This is a genomic window from Burkholderia contaminans, from assembly GCF_029633825.1.
GTDB lineage: Bacteria > Pseudomonadota > Gammaproteobacteria > Burkholderiales > Burkholderiaceae > Burkholderia > Burkholderia contaminans.
The window spans coordinates 845,055-864,206 of record NZ_CP090642.1; the positions used below are offsets into that span (position 1 = coordinate 845,055).

Annotated in this window: 22 protein-coding genes and 1 pseudogene; 5 read left to right on the forward strand and 18 right to left on the reverse strand. The window is 66.8% G+C overall.

Annotated elements, in window-relative coordinates:
- Positions 1-55 precede the first annotated feature (55 nt).
- Together LXE91_RS35900 and LXE91_RS35905 are read left to right on the forward strand one after the other, a co-directional pair.
- Positions 56-277, forward strand: coding sequence for a hypothetical protein (locus LXE91_RS35900; RefSeq protein ID WP_039371644.1), 222 nt, complete (start codon positions 56-58; stop codon positions 275-277).
- A 248-nt stretch (positions 278-525) separates the two neighbouring features.
- Complete coding sequence (locus LXE91_RS35905; protein WP_039371641.1) at positions 526-1,065, forward strand: GNAT family N-acetyltransferase; 540 nt, start codon at positions 526-528, stop codon at positions 1,063-1,065.
- A 69-nt stretch (positions 1,066-1,134) separates the two neighbouring features.
- On the opposite strand, the gene LXE91_RS35910 is transcribed toward LXE91_RS35905, so the two are convergent.
- The 3 genes from LXE91_RS35910 to LXE91_RS35920 form a co-directional block, all read right to left on the reverse strand.
- Positions 1,135-1,389 carry a hypothetical protein gene (locus LXE91_RS35910; protein ID WP_223274442.1) on the reverse strand — a complete coding sequence of 85 codons (255 nt, stop codon included), beginning with the start codon at positions 1,387-1,389 and terminating at the stop codon, positions 1,135-1,137.
- Positions 1,390-1,408: 19 nt separating this feature from the next.
- Entirely contained in the window at positions 1,409-1,774 is a 366-nt protein-coding gene (locus LXE91_RS35915; protein WP_052760065.1) for a hypothetical protein, read from the reverse strand.
- Between the two features lie 142 nt (positions 1,775-1,916).
- Complete coding sequence (locus tag LXE91_RS35920; RefSeq protein ID WP_135370816.1) at positions 1,917-2,153, reverse strand: hypothetical protein; 237 nt, start codon at positions 2,151-2,153, stop codon at positions 1,917-1,919.
- A gap of 250 nt (positions 2,154-2,403) precedes the next feature.
- Here LXE91_RS35920 and LXE91_RS35925 point away from each other — a divergent pair, with 250 nt between their 5' ends.
- Positions 2,404-3,114: a response regulator gene (locus LXE91_RS35925; RefSeq protein ID WP_039371638.1), complete on the forward strand. Its 711-nt coding sequence runs from the start codon at positions 2,404-2,406 to the stop codon at positions 3,112-3,114.
- Positions 3,115-3,156: 42 nt separating this feature from the next.
- On the opposite strand, the pseudogene LXE91_RS35930 reads toward LXE91_RS35925, so the two are convergent.
- The 10 genes and pseudogenes from LXE91_RS35930 to LXE91_RS35975 form a co-directional block, all read right to left on the reverse strand.
- Positions 3,157-3,258 (reverse strand): annotated as a pseudogene (locus LXE91_RS35930) (DUF1641 domain-containing protein); the annotation flags it as partial.
- A gap of 22 nt (positions 3,259-3,280) precedes the next feature.
- Positions 3,281-4,456 (reverse strand): YncE family protein, encoded by a 1,176-nt coding sequence (locus tag LXE91_RS35935; RefSeq protein ID WP_039371634.1) that lies wholly within the window; start codon positions 4,454-4,456, stop codon positions 3,281-3,283.
- A gap of 61 nt (positions 4,457-4,517) precedes the next feature.
- Entirely contained in the window at positions 4,518-5,330 is an 813-nt protein-coding gene (locus LXE91_RS35940; RefSeq protein ID WP_039371631.1) for a creatininase family protein, read from the reverse strand.
- A gap of 230 nt (positions 5,331-5,560) precedes the next feature.
- On the reverse strand, positions 5,561-5,959 hold the full coding sequence (locus tag LXE91_RS35945) for a RidA family protein (RefSeq protein WP_039371628.1): 399 nt from the start codon (positions 5,957-5,959) through the stop codon (positions 5,561-5,563).
- Positions 5,960-6,051: 92 nt separating this feature from the next.
- Positions 6,052-6,822 (reverse strand): benzoate diol dehydrogenase BenD, encoded by a 771-nt coding sequence (gene benD, locus LXE91_RS35950; protein WP_039371625.1) that lies wholly within the window; start codon positions 6,820-6,822, stop codon positions 6,052-6,054.
- A gap of 2 nt (positions 6,823-6,824) precedes the next feature.
- The gene (gene benC, locus LXE91_RS35955; RefSeq protein WP_039371621.1) at positions 6,825-7,847 is read right to left on the reverse strand and encodes a benzoate 1,2-dioxygenase electron transfer component BenC; all 1,023 of its coding nucleotides are present in this window, start codon (positions 7,845-7,847) and stop codon (positions 6,825-6,827) included.
- 45 nt (positions 7,848-7,892) lie between these two features.
- Entirely contained in the window at positions 7,893-8,381 is a 489-nt protein-coding gene (gene benB / locus LXE91_RS35960) for a benzoate 1,2-dioxygenase small subunit (protein ID WP_039371619.1), read from the reverse strand.
- Positions 8,378-9,736, reverse strand: a complete 1,359-nt coding sequence (locus LXE91_RS35965) for a Rieske 2Fe-2S domain-containing protein (protein ID WP_039371616.1) — start codon at positions 9,734-9,736, stop codon at positions 8,378-8,380. The genes benB and LXE91_RS35965 overlap by 4 nt, the downstream gene beginning before the upstream one ends.
- A gap of 121 nt (positions 9,737-9,857) precedes the next feature.
- Positions 9,858-10,802 (reverse strand): catechol 1,2-dioxygenase, encoded by a 945-nt coding sequence (gene catA, locus LXE91_RS35970; protein ID WP_039371613.1) that lies wholly within the window; start codon positions 10,800-10,802, stop codon positions 9,858-9,860.
- 51 nt (positions 10,803-10,853) lie between these two features.
- On the reverse strand, positions 10,854-11,990 hold the full coding sequence (locus LXE91_RS35975; RefSeq protein WP_039371611.1) for a muconate/chloromuconate family cycloisomerase: 1,137 nt from the start codon (positions 11,988-11,990) through the stop codon (positions 10,854-10,856).
- On the opposite strand from LXE91_RS35975, the gene LXE91_RS35980 reads away from it, so the two are divergent.
- Entirely contained in the window at positions 11,974-12,288 is a 315-nt protein-coding gene (locus LXE91_RS35980) for a hypothetical protein (protein WP_046543605.1), read from the forward strand. The two genes, LXE91_RS35975 and LXE91_RS35980, sit on opposite strands and share 17 nt — an antisense overlap.
- A gap of 269 nt (positions 12,289-12,557) precedes the next feature.
- On the opposite strand, the gene iaaH is transcribed toward LXE91_RS35980, so the two are convergent.
- The 4 genes from iaaH to LXE91_RS36000 form a co-directional block, all read right to left on the reverse strand.
- Positions 12,558-13,988, reverse strand: coding sequence for an indoleacetamide hydrolase (gene iaaH, locus LXE91_RS35985; protein WP_052760066.1), 1,431 nt, complete (start codon positions 13,986-13,988; stop codon positions 12,558-12,560).
- Between the two features lie 176 nt (positions 13,989-14,164).
- Positions 14,165-14,878 (reverse strand): helix-turn-helix transcriptional regulator, encoded by a 714-nt coding sequence (locus LXE91_RS35990; protein WP_039371934.1) that lies wholly within the window; start codon positions 14,876-14,878, stop codon positions 14,165-14,167.
- A 299-nt stretch (positions 14,879-15,177) separates the two neighbouring features.
- Positions 15,178-15,615, reverse strand: a complete 438-nt coding sequence (locus LXE91_RS35995) for a hypothetical protein (protein ID WP_135370817.1) — start codon at positions 15,613-15,615, stop codon at positions 15,178-15,180.
- Positions 15,616-15,819: 204 nt separating this feature from the next.
- Positions 15,820-16,722 (reverse strand): LysR family transcriptional regulator, encoded by a 903-nt coding sequence (locus tag LXE91_RS36000; protein ID WP_039371606.1) that lies wholly within the window; start codon positions 16,720-16,722, stop codon positions 15,820-15,822.
- A gap of 184 nt (positions 16,723-16,906) precedes the next feature.
- Between LXE91_RS36000 and LXE91_RS36005 the strand changes: the two genes are divergently transcribed.
- On the forward strand, positions 16,907-17,683 hold the full coding sequence (locus tag LXE91_RS36005) for an SDR family NAD(P)-dependent oxidoreductase (protein ID WP_039371603.1): 777 nt from the start codon (positions 16,907-16,909) through the stop codon (positions 17,681-17,683).
- Positions 17,684-17,757: 74 nt separating this feature from the next.
- Here the strand turns inward: LXE91_RS36005 and LXE91_RS36010 are convergent, their stop codons facing one another.
- On the reverse strand, positions 17,758-18,942 hold the full coding sequence (locus LXE91_RS36010) for a sugar transporter (protein WP_039371600.1): 1,185 nt from the start codon (positions 18,940-18,942) through the stop codon (positions 17,758-17,760).
- Between the last annotated feature and the right edge of the window lie 210 nt (positions 18,943-19,152).

Genomic DNA, 19,152 nt, shown 5'->3' on the forward strand with positions numbered 1-19,152 from the left:
CCACCCGATGTCACGGCATCCCGCCCACCCCGAATCCCCTTTTCACGAGGAAGCGATGAGCGATAACTTCACGTCCAACACCCCGAACCTGTCGGCCTCCGCCATCTGGGCGCTCGAACGTCTCGCCGACGTCCGCTACGGGCGCGATGCGCCGGCGCTCGGCTGGTCGATCGCGAGCGAACTCGTCAGCGCGGGCTTCGTCAGCCATCCCGCGCACGGCCGCTCGGGCGCGTCGATCACGGCCGAAGGCCGGACCTTCCTGAAGAACCGGAAGTAGGCCGCCAGCGGCTGCACCGCGGCCCGTCCGTGCAGGGGTTTTGCTATCATTCCGGCTCCCTGTCTTGCCGAATTGGACATGCCCGCTCGCAGCGGGCCGCCGTCGCCTGCCGTCAATCGCACGTCGTCGCTCGCCGAGGAACAGCGCCGACCGATCCGCCTGCCGGCGCGTGAACGGAACCCAACCAGCGCGGCATCGACATGCTGACGGCGTGGCCGTCCCATGCCCCCTCATCTCCGGAAACCACGATGCCGCCTGTCTCCTCCCCGCCCGTTCTCGACACGCCACGTCTCATCCTCGAAGGCCATCCGCTCGGCGACTTCGAGGCGCTCGCCACGATGTGGGCCGAGCCGAAGGTCGTCGAGCACATCTTCAACGGCGCGCCCTCCGCGCCGCGCGACTCGTGGATGCGCATGCTCGCGTATCGCGGGCTGTGGCCGCTGCTCGGCTATGGCTACTGGGCGATTCGCGAGAAGGCATCGGGCCGTTATGTCGGCGATCTCGGCTTCGCCGATTTCCACCGGCTCATCGAGCCGTCGATTCGTGGCGTGCCGGAAGCCGGCTGGGCCCTCGCGACGTGGGCGCACGGCAAGGGTTACGCGACCGAGGCGCTCTCGGCCGCGCTGGCATGGCTCGACGGGCAACACCGGTTCGAGCGCAGCGTGTGTCTCATCGCGCCGACCAACGTCGCGTCGATCCGCGTGGCGGAAAAGGCGGGTTACGGGGAGCCGGTGCAGATCCGGTTCAACGACACCGACTCGTTGCTGTTCTCGCGCGCGAGCCGATAGGCTGTTGACGACGGACAGGTTGCCGCCCGCGCGCCGCATCAACTGGCGGCGCCGGCGCGCCCTCCCTGCTCATTCCCCCGCCGGCTCATAAAGGCGCGTAAAGAGCTCGTTGTCCATCGGCCAGCAGTTGCCGCAATCATCGCGCAAGATCCAGTCGCCCGACTTTACCGAACGCCAGCCCTCCGGTGTGGCGATCGCTCGTCCGCCTTCACGGGTTTCCACCCGATCATGGTCGCCATCGGCGAACCACCGTGTTGCATCGACATAACTGATGCGTTTTCGAAATCGCATACCACCACCGAAATGTTGAGACCTGAACGGCACGTTCAAGAACGTGTCCGTGTCAATGCATGTGCGGCGCGAAACGCCGTGAAATGGATGCGCGCCACGAAGGGGATCGGGCGGCCATGACATCCGCCCCGGGCGACGGCGGCCGGGGCGCCAGCCCGGTTTCGTGCAACGCCTTGCGGCCCTCCGCGACGAGTGTCTCCAGCGTTTCCCGTGCGGTGATCGAGATCCGGATATCGATCTCCCGCATTCTGCCGATCGCCGTGTGAACCTCGTCGGGTTGATCGGGTGACAGCGCCATCAGGAATGCAGAACGTGTTTCTGCCGCCCGGACGGCCTCGCTCCAGTCGGCACTGGCAACTGCGACTTCGATCGCGTTCGTGAGTGAATCGAGACTCCGGATGATTTGAAACGGCGTCATTTCGCATTCCTGTCAAAATGTCGTACCGGCCTTACGTTTGCCTCTGGAAGGCGGAGGTGACGTCGGCATCGATTCACACGCGTCGAACCTCGGCAGTGCGTCGCCGAACGGACGCACATGGCGAGCAATGGCACGCTGTCGGTCACCGCCTTCGCATCTGGATTCCTTCGGCGGCCAGCCGGAAGCGGGTGTGCTTCATGCTCGCCACCGAATCGCCACGATTGTAAGGACCTGTCCGTTGCCCGTTTCGTAATATTTTGTAATGATATGTCGAGCAATCTTTACCGGTTTGCGGCCCGGCAGGCGTGCTTTCCACGCGCCATTTTTCCGCAAACGTTTTCGCGCGCACGACACCGCGCCCGCCATTGCTGCCGGCCATGAGCCGGATACCACGCCTGACCTTATCGCCCAGCCATCTCCCGTTCCACGGCGACGCGACTTCACACTTTTGCCCGCCTACCTGGCCGCATGGGTGTGGTGATTCGCGTGCGGACGGAGCGGCCCGGTGATGCAGATTTCGCCACATTCCACGGGAATGTTCAGAAGTATCATGCGCGTCTCTTCAGCTACCCCATGTCGGACTGGGCTTGAGCGCTCGCCACCATCCCGTTTCATCCCCTCGTTTAGCGATGCCCATCCGAATCCTGCTCGTCGAAGACGACGTCCAATTGTCCGCGCTGATCGCGGACTATCTGCGCACGCATCAGTACGAGGTGGACCGCCTGTTCGACGGCACCGACGCCGTAGCCACGATCGTCGCGCGTCACCCCGACCTGGTGCTGCTCGACATCAATCTGCCGGGCAAGGACGGCTTCGAGATTTGTCGCGAGGCACGCATGCAGTACGACGGCATCGTCATCATGATGACGGCCCGCGACGAACAGTTCGACGAGTTGCTCGGCCTGGAATTCGGCGCGGACGACTTTCTCCACAAGCCGGTCGAGCCGCGCATCCTGCTCGCGCGGATCAAGGCCCATCTGCGACGGGTGCGCATGCGCCCGGACGATGCCGCACCGGCATCGCCTCATCGTTTCGAGTTCGGCAAGTTTTCGATCGACCGGGCCGATCGCAAGGTTCGTCTTCCCGACGGCAGCACACCCCGCCTGACGTCGACCGAGTTCGACCTGCTGTGGGCGCTCGTCTGCCGGGCCGGCGAGGTGGTCAGCCGAAAGGACCTGACGCTGCTGCTACGCGGCATCGAGTTCGACGGCTTCGACCGCTCGATCGACGGCCGCATCTCGAAGCTGCGCCGCAAGCTGCGTGACGACCTGACGGAACCGAAGCGGATCAAGACGATCCGCTGCAAGGGCTATCAGTTCAGCAAGCACGGGTGGGATTGATTGGCTGCGATCGGGGGCCTGCGGTCTTCTCGCCGAGCGCGGTAACGGGGGCTCCGGGGCGAGCACCAGCCGTTGCGCGAACACCTTCAACCCTTCGAGCAACGGCGTCAGCGCGTCCCACAGCGCTTTGTCGTGCAGGAGCCGAACGCGCCGACCGGCTGCCGCCCTACCGCATGTTTCCCGTATGACCGAGCGAATAGCGCCCCGGCTGCGGCCACACCGTCAGGCCGTGCGGCTCCATGCCGACGGGAATCGACCGGACCGCGCCGCTCGCGGTGTCGATCGCGTAGACGACGTCATCGAAGCGTCCCGACAGCCACAGCGTGTTGCCGTCCGCGCTGACGTTGCCCATGTCGGGGCTGCCGCCGCCGGGAATCGGCCAGGTTGCGACCACCTTGCGCGTCGCGAAATCGAGCACCGATACACTGCCCTTGCCGTGACGCGGCCCGTGGACGCGATTGGAGCCGCGATTCGCGATATAGAGCTTCGTGCCGTCGCGGCTCGGGTAGAGGCCGTGCGTTCCGACGCCCGTCGGGATGAAGCCGATCTTCGTGAACGCGTCGCCATCGACGACGTAGACACCGTCCGCCATCATGTCGGCCACATAGAACACCTTGCCATCGGGCGACACGCGGATGTCCTGCGGCATCCCTTTGCGGTCGAGTTCGAGATAGCCGACCACCTTGCGGTTCACGAAATCGATCTTGGCCAGCTTGCCGCCGAACTCGCACGTGAAGAGCGCGTACCGGCCGTCGATCGAAAAGTCGGCATGGTTGATGCCCTTGCATTGCGGCACCTCGAGGCTCGATTTCAGCGCCATCGTTTTCGGGTCGTGGAAGTCGAGCCGCGCATGTGCCTCGGCCACCACGATCGCGTCCTTGCCGTCGGGCGTGAAATACATGTTGTACGGATCGTCGACGTTCACTGTCTGGCCGGGCTTGCCCGTCTTCGGGTCGATCGGCGTCAGGCTGCCGTCGGTTCGCCCTTCCGCATTGTTCGCAACCCACAGCGTCTGCAGGTCCCATGCCGGCACGACGTGCTGCGGGCTACGGCCGACCGCGAACCGGTCGACGACCTTGTACGTGGCCGGGTCGATCACGTAGACGTCGTTCGATCTCAGGTTCGGCACGTAGATGCGCGGCAACGCGCCCGCTACCGCCGCGCTCATGCGGCCGGCCTCCGCCTCGCTGTACAGGTTGTCGGGATGGAGGACGGGCGGCATGCCGGGTACGGTCGCGACGGCGGCCGCCGCGATCGCCCCGCGGGCACCGAAGGCCAGCGCTGCCACGATGACGATCGCGGGGCGGGAGAAGCGGAGGTGACGGCAAAAGCGCGGTTGCATGACGATGCCCCGGTTCGATTGAGTGGAACGACGAGAAAATTAGCGCGATGGCGTGGCCGCGTCAGCGGCCGGCGATTTCCTTTCTGATCGCGTCGACGGTGCGCGACACGATGGCGTCGGTGCCCAGCCGGCCCAGTTCGACACTCGCGTGACGCGGATCGCCGCCGTAAACGCCGTCGACGGCGCCCGGTTTTGCGGCGTTGCGCAGCTTGTCGACCCGGACCATGCGCGGCTCGACCGCCAGCAGCAGCGCCGTATCGGCCAGCCCCGCATGCGTGCCGATATCCGCGGCCGGCACGCCATGCTCGCGCAGGATCTGGTCATAACCGTCGGAACTGGTGCCGTAATACGCGGCCGGCACGAACGCGCGCGCCCCCGTGCCGGCCCACGACTTGTTGAGCCGGGCGACCGACTGCTTGATGTCGTTCTGGTAGCCGCCGTGGTCGCCGAGAAACACGATGTTCGTGAAGCCGTGCACGCGGAAACTGTTGGCGGCGGATTCGAGGGTCTTTTCGAAGGCGTCGTCGGGCACGGTGATCGTGCCCGGGAAGCGCATGTGCGACGTCGGCGGCGCATAGCCGCCCTCTGGCACATAGGCGATGACGGGTGCGACGATCGCGTTGCCGAGGCCTTCCGCGATCCGCTCGGACAGCACCCTGACCCGCGCGTTGTGCTTGCCGAGCGCGACGTACGGCCCGCTCTGCTCGGTCCCGCCGATCGGAATCAGCAGGGTGGTCTTGCCGGCCCGGATGCTGTCGCGCAGTTCGGTCCAGGTCATGTCTTCGAGCTGCACCGTTGCCGGCGCCTGGGCGAGCGCGGCCTGCGCGACGGTGACAGCGAGGGCGGCGAAGACGGCGCGTGGCAGGCATTTCATCGCGGATTCTCGGCGGAGGGAAAGGGGTGACGCTGCGTTTCCTCGAACCATAAACGAACTCGCCCGGCTTGTCGCTGACGTGGCGCAACGATTCACGCCGAAGGTCGCGAGAAAGCCATTCGTCAGGATTCCGTCTCGCGTCGCGAAGCCTGCCGCTCCCGGTCAGCACGCGACGAGCCCGTTCGAGGCGCGGACCAGAGCCTCTCGCGCCCGCTCCTCGTCACCGCCCGTCACGCCGGCAATACGGCCACCGCCTTGATCTCGACGATATACCCGGGCGCGCCGCCCAGCATGTGCGCACCGACCGCCGTCCACGCCGGCTTCGGGTGCGCGGCGAGGTAACGGTCGCGTACCTGCATGAACAACGGCAGGTCGCGCATGTCGGTATGGAAGGTCGTCAGGTCGACCACGTCGTTGAACGACGCGCCGGCGGCTTCCAGCACGAGCTTCAGATTTTCGAACGCCTGCACGATCTGCGCTTCACGGCCTTCGACGAGCTGCATCGCCGCATCGCGGCCGATCTGGCCGGATACGTACAGCGTATCGCCGACCTTCAGGCCCGGTGCATAGCCGATTTTCTCGTACACCGCTTCCATTCCCGCCGGAACGATGGCTTTGCGATTACTCATGGGAGTCTCCGTGGCCGGCGTCTTCGCGCCGGCCGGTGGGGTTGTCGATGAATACACGTTGACCGCGTGCAGGCGGCGTCACGACACGCCGCTCAACCCGTATCGCCGCCCGCGACCGGCAGCACCGTGCCGGTGATGTAGCTCGCCTCGTCGGACGCGAGGAACAGGATCGGCGCGATCTGTTCGTCGAGGCTGCCGTAGCGCTTGAAGAACGTCGATTCCGTGACCTGGCGCACGGCCTCGCCCATCCATGCCTGTTCCTGCTCGCTGTCGCCGGCCGCGTTGCGCGGCACGCGGCGCGGCGGCGCGCTGGTACCGCCCGGCGCGGTGGCCACGACCCGGATGTTGTGCTCGGCGTATTCCATCGCGAGCGCCGCCGTAAGCGCATTGACGCCGCCTTTCGCCGCCGAGTACGGCACGCGGCGGATGCCGCGCGTCGCGTTCGACGAGATGTTGACGATCGTGCCGCCGCCGCGCGCGAGCAGGTGCGGCAGCACCGCGTGGCATGTATAAAGCGTCGGCATCAGCGAACGGCGGATTTCCGCATCGATCTGCGCCGGCTCGAATTCGGCGAACGGGCGCATGCGGATCGCGCCGCCGACGCCGTTGATCAGGATGTCGATGCCGCCGAACGTCTGCACGGCGTGCGCGATCGCCGCATGCGCACCGTCGTACGTTTCGAGATCGGCGACGAAGCCGGCCGTCTCGCCCCCCGCCGCTTCGGCCGCGACCTCGGCGACGAAATCCGCGCGATCGACGAACAGCACCCTGCCGCCTTCGGCCGCCGCGCGCAGCGCGACGCCGCGGCCGATGCCCTGCGCGGCGCCCGTGACGACGATGACCTTGCCAGAGAATCGTTGCATGATCACGCCGCCTTTGCCGTGACGTTGGGGGTGAACTTCTCGTAGTGGAAGCTGTTCGGCTTCACGCCTTCGTCGTCGAAATACTTGCGCACCGCGTCGACCATCGGCGGCGGCCCGCACAGATACACGTCGACGTCGCCGTCGTTCAGCGCATCGGCCGGGATGTGCTGTGTGACCCAGCCCTTGCGCGCATGGCTCGACGCCCCATCCGCGACGACCGTCGCGAAGCTGAAGTTCGGCAGTTTCGCCGCATAGGCTTCGATCGCGTCGACCAGCACGAGGTCGAGATCGCGGGTCACGCCGTAAATCAGGTGCACCTTCTGCTGCGACCCGGTGCGCGCGAGCACCTCGAGCATCGACAGGAACGGCGCGAGCCCCGTGCCGCCCGCGAGGAACAGCAGCGGCCGCTGCACGTCGCGCAGGTAGAAGCTGCCGAGCGGCCCGTGCAGTTGCAGCGTGTCGCCGGGCTGCGCCGAGTCGAGCCACGTGCTCATCACGCCGCCGGGAATCTTCTTGATCAGGAAGCTCACCTTCGCATCGGCCGGCGCCGACGAGAACGAATAGGAACGATGCTGCCCGCTCGCGGGCACGTCGATGTTCACGTACTGGCCCGGCAGGAACACGGGCGCGGCCGCGCCGACGTCGAGTTCGAGCACGACGGCCGCATCGTTGTGCTGCTCGACCTTCGTCACCGTCGCGGCAAAGCCGCTCTGGCCCGTCTTGCATGCGACCGACGACGTCGGCACCGCGATCACGCAATCGCTCTGCGGCACCATCTGGCAGGTCAGCACGAGGCCGCCGTCCTTTTCGTCTTCGGTGAGCGCGTCGTCGATGTAGTCGTCGCCGAGGTCGTAGCGGCCGCTTTCGGCGCGGCACTTGCAGGTGCCGCACACGCCGTCGGAGCAATCCATCGGCAGGTTGATCTTCGCGCGGAAGGCCGCGTCGAGCACCTTCTCGCCGGCCTTGCAGTCGATGAAGCGGGTTACCCCGTCCTCGAAGTTCAGTGCAATCGTGTAGCTGGACATGGCGTCGTCTCCACTTCCTTGTCTTTCATGACGAAACAACGGGCGTCAGACGTGATAGACGTCGAGCACCTGCCGGATGTAGTCGTTCTTCAGCACGATCTTCTTGTACGAGATCAGCAGTTCATCGCCCACCTGACGCAACGTGACGAACATCGTGCCGAAGAAGTGATCGGTCACGCGGTAGCGGTGGTTCAGCGTGTGAAAGTTGTAGCGCACGTCCACCTCGTCGTCGCGTTCGGCCAGCACCTCGACGTTCGTCACGTTGTGGCTGGTGCGCGGCTCGGGCGTCGATGCGCCGCTGCGCTCCGTCTTGATCCGGAACACGCGATCCTCGAGGCCGCCGCGGTCCGGGTAGTACATCAGCGAGATCTGGCTCTGGTGATCGTCGGTCGGACGATCGTCGTCGTCCCATGCGGGCATCCAGTACGTGACGTCCTCCGTGTAGCAGGTCAGCCACGCGTCCCACTGGCGATCGTCGAGCAGGCGCGCTTCGCGATACAGCGCCGCGCAGACAGTCCGGTAATCGAAGCTCATGCTGCCACCTCCCCGCGTTCCTTCTTCAGCGCATCGCGCATCACGTTCACCCAGTGTTCGTGCTGGCACACGAACAGCCCTTCGTCCTCGCTGCGCTCGCCGGAAATGCGCGGGTGCAGCCCCATCTTCTTCGCGTTCTCGTCGGGCCCGTCGATCCACAGCGGCGCACCGCGCGACAGGTCGTTCCACATCGCCGTGATGCCCGCGTAACCGGCCTGGCATGCGCGGAACTCCTCGAGATCGTCGGCGGTGCCCATGCCCGTCACGTTGAAGAAATCCTCGTACTGGCGGATCCGCACCGTGCGGTCGGCCTCGCTCTCGCCCTTCGGCGCGAAGCAGAAGATCGTGACTTCGGTCTTGTCGACGCCGAGCGGCCGCACCACGCGGATCTGCGTGCTGAACTGATCCATCAGGAACACGTTCGGGTACACGCACAGGTTGCGCGTCTGGTTGACGATGAAGTCGGCCTGCACGTCGCCGACGCGCGCCTTGATCTCGTCACGGTGCTGATACACGGGCCGCACTTCGGGGTTCATCGTCTTGGTCCACAGCAGGATGTGGCCGTTGTCGAAGCCGTACACGCCGGCGACCGACTTGCTCCAGCTGTTCGCATCGACGGCCTTGGTGCCGTCCTCCTTGCGGCGGCCCATCGTCGCCGCGTAGTTCCAGTGCACGGTGCTGACGTGGTAGCCGTCGCAGCCGTTCTCCATCTGCATCTTCCAGTTGCCTTCGTAGATGTAGGACGAGTTGCCGCGCAGCACTTCGAGCCCGTTCGGCGCCTGGTCGACGATCTGGTCGATGATCACGCGCGCTCCGCCGAGATACTCCTCGAGCGGCAGCACGTCGGCGCTGAGGCTGCCGAACAGGAAGCCGCGATAGTTCGCGAAGCGCGCAACCTTCTTCAGGTCGTGCGAGCCGTGCGTGTTGAACTGCACCGGGTACTCGGTCGTCTTCTCGTCCTTCACCTTCAGCAGCTTGCCGGTGTTCGAGAACGTCCAGCCGTGGAACGGGCACGTGAAGCTGCCCTTGTTGCCGTGCTTGCGGCGGCACAGCATCGCGCCCTTGTGCGCGCAGGCGTTGATCACCGCGTGCAGCTCGCCGGTCTTGTCGCGCGTGATCACGATCGGCTGTCGGCCGATCCACGTCGTGTAGTAATCGTTGTTGGCCGGGATCTGGCTTTCGTGCGCCAGGTACACCCAGTTGCTCTCGAAGATGTGCTTCATCTCGAGCTCGTACAGCTCGGCGTTCGTGAAGATGTCGCGGCGGCAGCGGAATACGCCGGCTTCCTTGTCGTCCTGCACGGCGGTGGCGAGCAGGTGATCCAGGTCGGTGGCTTGGTCGGTCGTGGCGGACATGTTGGCTCCTCCCATGCGCGTGCCGCGTCCTGCAAGCACGCTCGCATCGGTAATCGGTTGAATCTCGCGGGAACCCGGCCGGCGGCGGCGTATCGGCGCCGCGCCGGCGGGCAGTTGGCGGTTACGCCGTCGCGGCCGCGCGCAGGCGGTGGACGATCTGGTTGTCCTTGCCCTGCACCAGCGGCGTCAGCACGAAGTTGAACTCGATGTCCTTGTACGCATCGGCCTTCATGCCGAGCGCCGTGCCGCCGGTCTTGTCGACCACGGGCGGGATCAGCTCCTCGCGCGTCGCATACGCGAAGTCATCCCAGATCAGCGGATCGCCTTCGATGTTGAACTGCGTCGTCAGCTTGCGGTGGTCGTGGCTGTCGACGAAGAAGTGCACGTGCGCCGGACGGTTGCCGTGGCGGCCGAGGCGGTTCAGCAGTTGCTGCGTCGCGCCCTGCGGCGGGCAGCCGTAGCCGACCGGCATCAGCGTGCGGAATTCGTATTTGCCGTCGGCGCCCGTCTTCACCGCGCCGCGCAGGTTGAAATCGCTCTGCTTGCCGGTCGGGTCGAAGTGCGAATAGAAGCCGTGCGAGTTCGCGTGCCAGCATTCGACCACCGCGCCCGCGACCGGCTTGCCGTCGAGGCCCGTGACCGTGCCGTGGATCACGAGCGGACCCGCGCCGTCGTCCGCGTCGAGGTCGATCTTCGACACGCCGTCGCGCACGGGCGCGCCGGCCACGTACAGCGGCCCTTCGATCGTGCGCGGCGTGCCGCCGTCGAGGCCGATCGCCTTGTCGGCGGCATCCATCCGGATGTCGAGAAACTTCTCGAGACCGAGGCCGGCCGCAAGCAGCGCCGCTTCGCCGTCCTGGCCGAGCTTGTTCAGGTAGTTGACGCCGGCCCACACTTCGTCGGGCGTGATGTCGAGATCGTCGATCGCCTTGAACAGGTCGCCGAGCAGCCGCAGCACGACCTGCTGCGTGCGCGCGTTGCCGCCGTTCGTGCCGCTCGCGCCCGCGTTCGACGCGGCCTTCAGCAGATCCTGCACTTCCCGGGTATCGAAAACTTTGACGCTCATGATGATGTCTCCACGTGTATTGGGGGAATGACGGCCTTTGCCCGGCCAGGGTTATCGCGCGACTTTCGTCAGCCCGTCGCGGGTAAAACGCCTGACCTTGTCCTCGTCGAGTTCGATGCCGAGGCCAGGGCCGTCCGGCACGGTCAGTTCGAAGTCGCTGTAATCGAGCGGCTGCGTCAGGATCTCTTCGGTGATCAGCAGCGGCCCGAACAGTTCGGTGCCCCATTGCAGGTTCGCGAAACTCGCGAACAGGTGCGCGGACGCCACCGTGCTGAACGCGCCTTCGAGCATCGTGCCGCCGTACAGCTCGATGCCGGCCGCATCCGCGATCGCGGCGACGCGCTGCGCGGCGAACAGGCCGCCGCTTTGCTCGATCTTGATCGCGAACACGTCCGCGCCGTGATGCTTCGCGATGTCGAACGCGCTGTCGGGGCCCTGCAGGATTTCGTCGGCCATCAGCGCGACCGGGAAGCGGCGCATCAGGCGCGCCAGCGCCGCGGCCGAGGCCACCGGCTGCTCGACCAGTTCGCAGCCGGCATCGGCCAGCGCCGGAATCGCGCGCGCGGCCTGCGTTTCGCTCCACGCCATGTTCACGTCGACTCGCACCGACGCGCGATCGCCGACGGCCTGCTTGATCGCGGCCACGTGGCGGATATCGGCCTCGGGCGCCTTCGCGCCGATCTTCAGCTTGAACACGTTGTGGCGGCGCAGGTCGAGCATCCGCTCGGCTTCGGCGATGTCGGTGGCCGTGTCGCCCGATGCGAGCGTCCATGCGACCGGGAGACGGTCACGGCGGCGGCCGCCGAGCAGCTCGCTCACCGGCACGCCGAGCCGCTTGCCGTGCGCGTCGAGCAGCGCGGTTTCGAGCGCGCTCTTCGCGAAGTGGTTGACCTTCGCGAGCTTGCCGAGGAACGCCATCAGCGTCTGGATGCGCGTTGCGTCCTTGCCGATGATCGCCGGCGCGAGATACGTGTCGATCGCCAGCTTCATCGCCTCGGGGCTTTCCGGGCCGTACGCCATCCCGGCGATCGTCGTGCCTTCGCCGAGACCCGTCACGCCGTCGCTGCAGAACACCTTCACGAGCATCAGCGTCTGGCCGTGCATCGTGGCCACCGACAGCTTGTGCGGGCGGATCGTCGGCAGGTCGACGAGGCGGGTTTCGATGCGTTCGATGGTGACGGAGGACATGGGGCACGCCGTGTGGGTGAAGTTCTTGAGGCGATTTATACGTCTCGGCCAGATCGAGCGTCCAATACTTTTAGGCGGTCATTTCAATACCTGGCAGGTATTGAAATTCTGGGATATTCGCCGGATGTCGCTGTTTACCATACCTGTCTTGACAGGTGGTGCGGTCTGGAAGCCATGCTGGATCGGGGGGAGCGGCCACCCGGGATATGGGCAGCCGAAGACGCGAATGGCATCGGTCGCCACGCGCGCGGCGACGCAAAAAAATGGCCTCGGCGTGCCGCTGTCAGGGTTTTCCTGATGCCTCACCCGGAGGGCTCGTGGGCGAATTTCTCGATATGCGCGGTTGGCGGCCGGCTTCGCGTGCGCTTTGTTCGGCTGGTTGTCGGCTCGAGACCCGGTGGCGCTGGCGGGGTTTCCGTCAGCGGTGCTTGCGCATCGGGTCAGGCACACGAAGGGTCTTGCATCAGGGCGGTCTGCCTCGCGCGCATGCTGGCCGGCTTCATGGCGAACGTCACCGGCTCCGGCAACTCAACCGCCGCACCGCCCCCCGCGCTCGGCGGCTCGGCGTCACGATTCCCCATCGACGCCCGCGTACCCACCCAACCTGCCCTCTACCCCATACCCGTCGTCCGGCGGCGGCAACCGGCCGAGCACCCGCTCGACCTCCAGCGCGACCGCGATGAGCTCGCGGTCGGTGCCGGCCGCCCCATCCAGCGCGAGGCCGACCGGCAGCCCCGCCATCGTCAGGCCGGCCGGGACGGTCATGCCCGGTACGCCGGCGTTACTGCCCGGCTCGGTATTCCGGATGTAGGTCGAGAACACCGACACGGTTTCGCCGTTGAGCATCATCGTGTCGCCCGACGGAATCCGGCACGCGGCGGCGATCGTGGTCGGAAACACGAGCGCATCGGCCCCGCTGTCGGCGAGGCACTGCCGATACGCGGCACGCGACCGCGTACGCCGGTCGAGCGCGGTGCGGTACGCCGCTTCGCCGATACCGTCGGGACCGGTGACATGGCGGGCGATCTTCGCGACGTCCGGGCTCCCCACGTTCGCGACGATGTCGTCGACCGACAGTTCGTAGCCGTTCTCGACCAGATAGGCGTGCATCGACGAACGGAACTCGTACATGGCGATGATCGCCGGCTCGTCGTCGAAGAACCCCGGATAGTCGTTCAGGTCGATATCGACGCACTCGAATCCCGCCTGTGCCAGTTTCGCCACAGCGGCATTCGCCACCGTCTCGACATCCTGTGCGAGGCCGCGCCAGAACGTCGTGAGCGGAACCGCCAGGCGCACGGGGCGCGTCGCGCTGTGGTTCGGCAGCGACGTCGGCTCGCCCGCACCGGTGCCGGTGCCGGTGCCGGTGCCCGACAGAATCGCGTCGAGCAGCGCGATATCGTCGACCGACCGCGCGATCGGACCGACGGTGTCGCGCGTGCGCGAAATCGGCGCCACGCCGCCTGATGGGTAGCGCCCCACGGTTGGCCGGAGACCGACGGCACCGCACAGTGCCGCCGGAATCCGGACTGAACCGCCGGTATCCGTCCCGAGCGCGGCGGGCACCACGCCCGCACCGACCAGCGCGCCCGAGCCGCTGCTGCTGCCGCCCGGAATCCGGTTGAAATCGTACGGATTGCGTACCGCGCCGGTCACGCGGTTGTTGCCCGATACGCCGAACGCCAGCTCGTGCAGGTTGGCCTTGCCCGCGATCAGCGCCCCTTGGGCGAGCAGCCGCGCGACGACTGGCGCATGCTGCGGCGGCACGCGGTTGTGCAGCGCCAGCGTACCGTTGCCGGTCGGCAGGCAAGCGGTGTCGATGTTGTCCTTGATCGCGATCGGCAGGCCCAGCAACGCGTGCGGGGTGGACGACGTCGCGAGGTCGCGGTCGCAGCGCGCCGCTTCGGCGAGCAGCCGCGCATCGTCGACGCACGTAAAGCCGTTCAGGTAGCGCCAGCGTGCGTGCCGCTCGATCGTTGCGTATGCGTTATTCGACACAGGAAAACTCACGGCGCAGGATCGCGTTCCGGGCTTCGGTGAGCGTCAGGGTTGCCAAGGTGGGCATCGTCGTCGTTCCTCGTAACAGGGGATCGTCACAAGGTAGGGGGCGCCGATTTTGACGCCCATCATCACAATGGATGATGCCGGTCTGCCACCGGAGGCCGAACAGCCGGTCACGCCAGCGCGGCCGCCAGGCTCGCGCGGTTGGCGACGCCCTTCTTCGCCATCACGCGCCGCAGATGCGTGCGGACCGTCGGCACCCCGATGCCGAGCGTGCGCGCGACGTCCTTGTCGGTATAACCGGCGGCAACCAGCCGCGCGACGTCGCTCTCGCGCTCGGTCAGCCCCGCACACGCATGGCGCCGCCGCAGCAGCGCGCGCCGGAAGAACGGCTCGATGCCGTTCAGCAGCAGTTTGTCGCGCTCGGTGAAATCGGGCCGCCCTTTCGCCCGCCAGATGCGCAGGTCGCCGACATGCGTCGCGCCGTCGAACGCATAGACGTTGATGCCGTGATGCATGCCGTCGCGGCACAGGAAGTCGTTGTAGAACTCGGTCCGTTCCAGTTCGCACCGGCTCACCACCTCGTCGACGCAGGTCGCCACGCGGCGCGCGCGCAGTTGCGATGTGACCGGATCGATATGCTGGAACCACGCTTCGTACCGGGCGATCTGCAACGGATCGATGTTGTACGAGAAGCCGTTGCGCCACAGGCCGGTGTGTTCGTCGCAATCGAACGACGCGGCGAAATCGGCGCGGAGCAGTTGCGCGATCGCGGGCAGCACGACCGTCCTCACGTCGACGACCGGCCCCAGTTCTTCCAGGCGGGCGATGATGTCGCCGAACAGCCGGAGTTCCTCCGGTGTGATATCGGACGCGGAAAGGTTCATGACGGATGGTTCCTCGGCAAGCCGGTGGAGAACACCTGCATCGGGCGCTTCGACGGGCGCGTTCGCGGCGAAGGCCCGAACGGGCGCCGGTTCGTCGCGATGCGCCATGTTACTCGGGGGATCGGTGCAATGCGTATCGAATGCGGCACCGGGTGGGCGCATGGTTCGCCCGGCCAGGCGGCACCTGAGCCGTTCGCCGCGGTGCACGAGGCACGGCATCCGTTTTGCCGCGGAGAACCACGGCCGGCCGACTGCGGCACGACGGGCCGCAGCGCCATTACGCAGGCGTGAAGCCCCGTTCAGCGGCCGGCACCCGCCACCGACGCCTGCCATTGCGCGGCCACGCCGGCGTAATCGCTGACCTTGAACGCGGAGCCGTCCTTGACGTGGACCCAGCCGAGCGTGCGCTCGGCGAGCGGCTTGTCGTGGTCGTCCGTCGCGATCTTGACGATCGCCTGCGCACGCACATGGACGAGACCGTCCGGATAGTCGGACGACGGGTTCGCCAGCGTCACCGTCACGAACGGCCCGAGATCCTGCAGCAGTTGGGCGGCCGGCGGATGGTCGGCCATCAGCAACGAACCGCCCTTCACGCGGTCGTCCACGCGAATCGCCGTGCCGCCCGGCCGCCGCTGCGCAGCGGTCGGCTGTGACATCCACAGCACGTGATCCGGGTTGAGATAGACCACATCGGGGTCGCCCATCGCGTCGCGGGTTTCAATCCGGGGTATCGGCATGTAACGTCTCCAGTCGAATATCGGGCACCGAATGCGGGTGCGTCAGCGTCCATGATGATGCCGCAATATGTCGGTTTGCCGCGTACCACGCCAGGCCGGATAGCCGTGCGCGACGCACGTTACTGGTTCGCAGGTGCGCCGACGTCGTCGAGCCGTGGCTGACACCGCTTCGCGCCAACGCGACCCGCGGCCGGGCCGCACCGCCTACCCCCGCCACGTCGCGTCCGCGAGCTTCGCCACCAGCTCGTCGTACACGACCCGGATGCGCCGGGGCATCGGCCCGCGCCGCGGCCGATAGACGTGCAGCTTCCACGGCTCGGGCTCGAGGCCGGGCAGCAGCCGCACGAGGCGCCCGTTGTCGACGTACGGCCGGACGAGGTACTCCGAGCACTGCCCCAGCCCCACCCCCGCACAGATGGCCTCGATCTCCACCTCGGTATCGTCCGTCAGGTACGCCGGCGACGACGGGACGAACTGCTGCTCCCCCCGAAACATCCACGGCCACGCGCGGCCGCTCGCGCGATCGATCAGGCACGTCACCGGCATCGATTCGAGGTCCTTGCGGTTTTTGGGCTCACCCAGCCGCCGGATCAGCGACGGCGCGCCGACGATCCACATCGGCAACGGCCCGACCATGCGCGCGACGAAGCGGTTGTCGCCGATGGCCCCGACGCGCACGCCGATGTCGATCTGCTCGTCGACCACCGGCGACGGCACGTCCGACAGCCGCAAGTCGGGCACGAGCCCCGGGTACCGCTGCATGAGATCGCCCAGGATCGGCTGGACGTAACGACGCCCCATGCCCGACGGCGCCGTGATCCGCACGACGCCCACCGGCTCGTCGGCCTGGCCGGTCGCGGGGCCGAACAGCCCGTCGACGGCAGCCAGCGCCGTCTGCGCGTCGCGCGCGAAGGCTTGCCCGAACGCGGTGATCCGGATGCTCCGGGTCGTCCGGTGAAACAGCGTTTCGCCGAGCATCTCCTCCAGGTCGCGCACCGCGCGTGTCACCACCTGCGGCGACACGCCGAGGCGCGCGGCCGCCTCGCGGAACGTGGGCGCCGCGGCGGCCGCGGCAAAGATCTTCAGGATGTCGAGTCGATTGAGCATGGAGAACCCTCCTGGCGCGCGCATGCGGCTTCGCGCTTCATTCCCGAAACGGGAATTCTGAATGCGCCATTGTTCCATTTTTTTACGACGCGCGAGCGACCACAATGCTCGTAAAGCGTGCATCGCAACCGATTCGACTCAGCCACATGCGTCGCTTTCAAACATCACTCTGGAGAACTTCATCATGAACGCAATCACGAAACCGGCCCAACTCGACGGCCGCATCGCCCTGGTAACGGGCGCCAGCTCCGGCATCGGCCGCGCGTCGGCCATCGAACTCGCGCGTCGCGGCGCAAAGGTCGTCGTCTCCGCGCGGCGCAAGCCCGAGCTCGATCAACTGGTCGACGAAATCGTGACCGCCGGCGGCGAAGCGAAGGCCTTCGTCGCGGACGTCGCGAACGAAGACGATCTGCGCAAGCTGTTCGATTTCACGGTATCGACCTACGGCCGCCTCGACGTCGCGTTCAACAATGCGGGCACGGAAGGCGTGTTCGCGCCGCTGCTCGAGCAGGATGCCGAGCGGTTCGACATGGTGTTCGAGCCGAACGTGCGCGGTGTATTCAACTCGATGAAGTACGCCGCTGAAATCATGCTGCGGCAGGGTTCGGGCAGCATCATCAACAACGCATCGATGGGCGGGCTGATCGGCTTCGAGAATGCGTCGGTCTATATCGCGAGCAAGCACGCGGTGATCGGGATGACGAAGACCGCTTCGATCGAATGGTTCAAGCGCGGCGTGCGGGTGAACGCGCTGTGCCCGGGGCTGATCGAAACGCCGTTCCATCATCGCGGCATCTGGCCGTCGGAAGAAGCGCAGCAAGCGTTTGCCGCATCGACACCGGCCGGACGCTGGGGCTCTGCCGAGGAGATGGCGACGATCGTCGCGTTCCTCGCATCGGATGACTCCAGCTATGTGTCAGGTCATGCGCTCGTGGCCGACGGCGGCTACTCGGTGGCATGACCCGCGAAGCGCGAAGCGCGAGGCCGGGCCGTGGCGACCTGCGCCCCATGCCGGACGCCGCCAGCCGGCGCTGGCTAGGCCGCCGCCTGCCTCGCGTGCAGCCGCAACGCCAGCCACGCGATCCCGACGGCCACCGCGCCGACCACGCCGCCGAACGTGCCGATCCACGGCAGCCCGAAGTCGCCGGCGATATGGTTGCCGATCAGCGCGCCCGCGCCGATCCCGACGTTGTACAGCCCGGAGAAGATCGACACCGCGAGGTCGGTCCCCTCCGGCGCCAGCTTCAGCACCCATGCCTGCATCGCCAGCCCGAAGCAGACGATCGCCCCGCCCCACACCAGCGTATGCACGGACAGCGTGACGATGTTCAGCGCGCACGGGAACAGGATCAGCAGGCATCCCGCCAGCGCGACGATCGACCCGAGCAGGAAGTCGTCCGGCCGGTGCGGATAGATGCGGTTGAAGCAGATCGCGGCCGGTATGCCGGCGACGCCGAACAGGATCAGCACATACGTGATCCGGCTGCTGCTCGCGTGGTTGACGCTCTGGACGAAAGGCTCGATGTACGTGTACGACGTGAAGTGCGCGGACACGACGAGCACGGTGATCGCGTACAACGCCACCAGCGCGGGCTTGCGCAGGAACACGCCGATGCTGCCGAGCGACCCGGCGCCCTGGCTCGGCGATACCGGCAACGTCGCGCGCAGCAGCAGCAACGCGACGCCGGCCGCGCCGGCAATGATCAGGAACGTGACGCGCCAGCCGAACGTCTCGCCGACCACGCGCCCGAGCGGAATGCCGGCCACCATCGCGATCGCCGTGCCCATCGCCAGCAGGCTGAGCGCGCGGCTTTTCCGGTCGCTCGGCGCGAGCCGCACGGCCAGCGGCACGGAAATCGACCAGAACACCGCATGCGCACATGCGATGCCCAGCCGGCCGACCATCAGCACCGCGAAATTCCACGCGACACCGGTCACGACGTGGCTCGCGATGAATACCAGCAATGCCCCCGTCAGCAGCTTGCGGCGCTCGACGTGGCGCGTGGCCAGCGTCAGCGGCAAGGACACGACGGCCACGGCCCACGCGTAGATCGTCAGCATCAGGCCGACGTCGGTCGGCTGCATGTGCAGGCTGTCGCCGATCGCGCTGAGCAGCGCGACGGGCACGAATTCGGTGGTATTGAAGATGAAGGCGGTGAGTGCCAGGGCCAGGACACCCCACCACGAGTGCTTGGAACTGACGGCGTCCGGTGTAGCCATACCTGGAATCGGCGAGACGAGGGTTGGGGGCGCGCGGCGCGGAGAGCCCGGCCCGGCGATCGCCGCGATTGTACCAGCGGCACATGACACGGCGCGGCACGGGGTGGCGTCGCGTCGGCGGGCCGCGGGACATGGTCATGACATCGCCGCGCGCCGATAATGTGCGGACACGCTTCACGACCCGTTCGCTCGCCCCCTTTCGAGCCAGGA